Source organism: Micromonospora sp. 4G55, from assembly GCF_016803375.1.
On sequence record NZ_JAEVHN010000808.1, the window covers coordinates 1 to 2,493 of the forward strand.

The window sequence follows — 2,493 nt, forward strand, 5'->3', positions numbered from 1 at the left end:
CGGCGCGCCAGCGGCCGGCGGGCGCCACGCTCTCCGCGCCGGTGCCGATCACGCGCCGATCCGGTTGCCGCCGCGCACCGTCAGGTGGGTCAGGGCGGCGGTCGCGGCGATCACCACCTCCCGCTTGAGCCAGCGCCCGGTGCCGAAGTCGAGGCTCGCCGACAGGTCCACCGCGAGCCAGGTCTCCAACTCCCGGTCGGCCACCGTCCGCCGCACGTGCGGCATGGTGGTTCGGGCGGTGACCGGCCAGTCCATCCGGCGTACGTCGTCGCCGGGCCGGTACTCCCGCGACTCCCCCGCCTCGCTGCCCGGGCCGGGCAGCAGTCCGGCGTAGTCGCCCTGGAGCAGGCCGTCGAGCTTGCGGGTGACCAGCAACTGCAACCGGGACAGCACCGCCTCGGTCCGCTCGCCGCCGGCGTCGGGCGGGCGCACGGGTGAGGTCACGGCCGCTGCCCGGGCCAGCCGGCACCCGGCGGCGCGCTGACCGGCGGCACCGGGGTCGCCTGCTGGCGGGGCGCCACCGAGGGCAGCGGGATCGTCGACATGACCCGGTGCACCACGTGGTCGGCGGGCACGTCGTCGGCGAGCGCGTCGTAGCTGAGCACCAGCCGGTGCCGGAGGATGTCCGGCGCGATGTCCTGCACGTCCTGGGGGCAGCGCGTAGTCGCGGCCGCGCAGCAGGGCCAGCGCCCGGGTGGCCCGGACCAGGCCGAGCGAGGCGCGCGGGCTGGCGCCGTACTGGATGAGCCGGGCGACGTCCGGCATCCCGTGCTCGGCCGGCGTACGGGTGGCCAGCACCAGCCGGACCGCGTAGTCGACCAGCGCGTTGTGCACGAAGACCTGGTCGGCCTTCTGCTGCAGGGCGATCAGGTCGTCGGTGGTGAAGACCTGCGCCGGCTCCGGCGGGGCGACGCCCATCCGGTAGACGATCTCGCGCTCCTCGGCGTCGGTCGGGTAGCCGACCACGATCTTCATCAGGAACCGGTCCCGCTGCGCCTCCGGCAGCGGGTAGACGCCCTCCTGCTCGATCGGGTTCTGGGTGGCCATCACCAGGAACGGGTTCGGCACCCGGTGCGTCTCGCCGCCGATGGAGACCTGCCGCTCGCTCATCACCTCCAGCAGCGCGGACTGCACCTTCGCCGGAGCCCGGTTGATCTCGTCGGCGAGGAGGAAGTTGACGAAGACCGGGCCCAGCTCCACGTCGAACTTCTCGCTGGACTGCCGGTAGATCCGGGTGCCCATGATGTCGGCGGGCACCAGGTCCGGGGTGAACTGCACCCGGGCGAAGTCGCCGCCGACCACCTTGGCCAGGGTCTCCACCGCCAGCGTCTTGGCCACCCCCGGTACGCCCTCCAGCAGGCAGTGACCCCGGGCGAGGAGCGCGACGAACATCCGCTCCACCATCCGGTCCTGGCCGACGATGACCCGTTTGATCTCGAACAGCGCCCGTTCCAGCAGGCTGGCATCCTCCGCCGGCGTGCTCACCGGTGTGCTCACCGGCGTGGGCGTCTCGGGGGCCGCCCCGTTCGGGGTCGGGGCGTCGGGCGTGGTCGGCTGGGCCACCGGTCCTCCACAGCATGATCGGTCGTCGCGGCGTGATGCGTATCAAGACTCCCATGCCTGGCTGAGAGCCGATGGAGGGAGAAGCGATTTCCGCCGCGCCGTCCCGTTCGCCGAATCGCTGAACGAGGGTGGACATACAGGGGTCCGGCGCGTGTACGATTCACCCCGTCGCCGGGCGGCTCCCCCCGTGGTCGCCCGGCGCTCAAACTTCCGGCACCCCGGCCTAGACTGCCCCGGGTGACCGACTCCAGCACCGCCGACGAGGCAGCGATCTGTTCGGCCCGAGGCTGCCGCGCTCCCGCCGTCTGGGCGCTGCGCTGGAACAATCCCCGCCTGCACGACCCGGAGCGGCGCAAGACCTGGTTGGCCTGCCCGCAGCACCGGACCTCCCTCGGCGACTTCCTCGACGCGCGCGGCTTCCTGCGCGAGGTCGCACCACTGCCGGGATCGCATACGCTCGAACGGTGAGCGCGCAGAGCGGATCTTCCCGGTGACCGGCGCCGAGCCACCTCAGCGTCCGGTCAGCGCCCTGGAACCCTGGCCGGACACCGTCCGGTGGCAGCGCATCTCCGGCGACCTGATCTGGGTGGAGCTGCTCCGGCTCGCGCTGCTGCTGGCCGTGGTGCTGGCCGGTCTCGGCCTCGGCTGGGCGCTCAGCGGTCACTGGGCCTTCGGCGTCGCGTTCGCGCTGGTGCTGCTGCTCGGCGCCTGGCGGGCGGTGGCGATCGTCCGGGCCGTCCGCGCCTGGGGCTACGCCGAGCGCGAGAACGACCTGCTGGTCCGGCACGGGCTGCTGGTCCGGCGACTCTCCATCGTGCCGTACTCGCGGATGCAGTTCGTCGACGTCAGCGCCGGGCCGCTGGAGCGGGCGTTCCGCCTGGCCACCGTGCAGCTGCACACCGCCGCCGCGGCCAGCGACGCCCGGGTGCC

General features: G+C 73.3%; 2 protein-coding genes and 2 pseudogenes. 2 read left to right on the forward strand and 2 right to left on the reverse strand.

What is annotated here, in order from left to right:
- A pseudogene (locus tag JNW89_RS34520) lies at nucleotides 1–462 on the reverse strand (DUF58 domain-containing protein); the annotation flags it as partial.
- A pseudogene (locus JNW89_RS34525) lies at nucleotides 441–1,563 on the reverse strand (AAA family ATPase). The pseudogenes JNW89_RS34520 and JNW89_RS34525, both read right to left, overlap by 22 nt.
- Nucleotides 1,564–1,800: 237 nt before the next feature.
- On the opposite strand from JNW89_RS34525, the gene JNW89_RS34530 reads away from it, so the two are divergent.
- Together JNW89_RS34530 and JNW89_RS34535 are read left to right on the forward strand one after the other, a co-directional pair.
- Entirely contained in the window at nucleotides 1,801–2,031 is a 231-nt protein-coding gene (locus tag JNW89_RS34530) for a hypothetical protein (RefSeq protein WP_238452225.1), read from the forward strand.
- A gap of 13 nt (nucleotides 2,032–2,044) precedes the next feature.
- Nucleotides 2,045–2,493: PH domain-containing protein (locus tag JNW89_RS34535; RefSeq protein WP_375155184.1), on the forward strand; the 449-nt coding region annotated here is incomplete at its 3' end.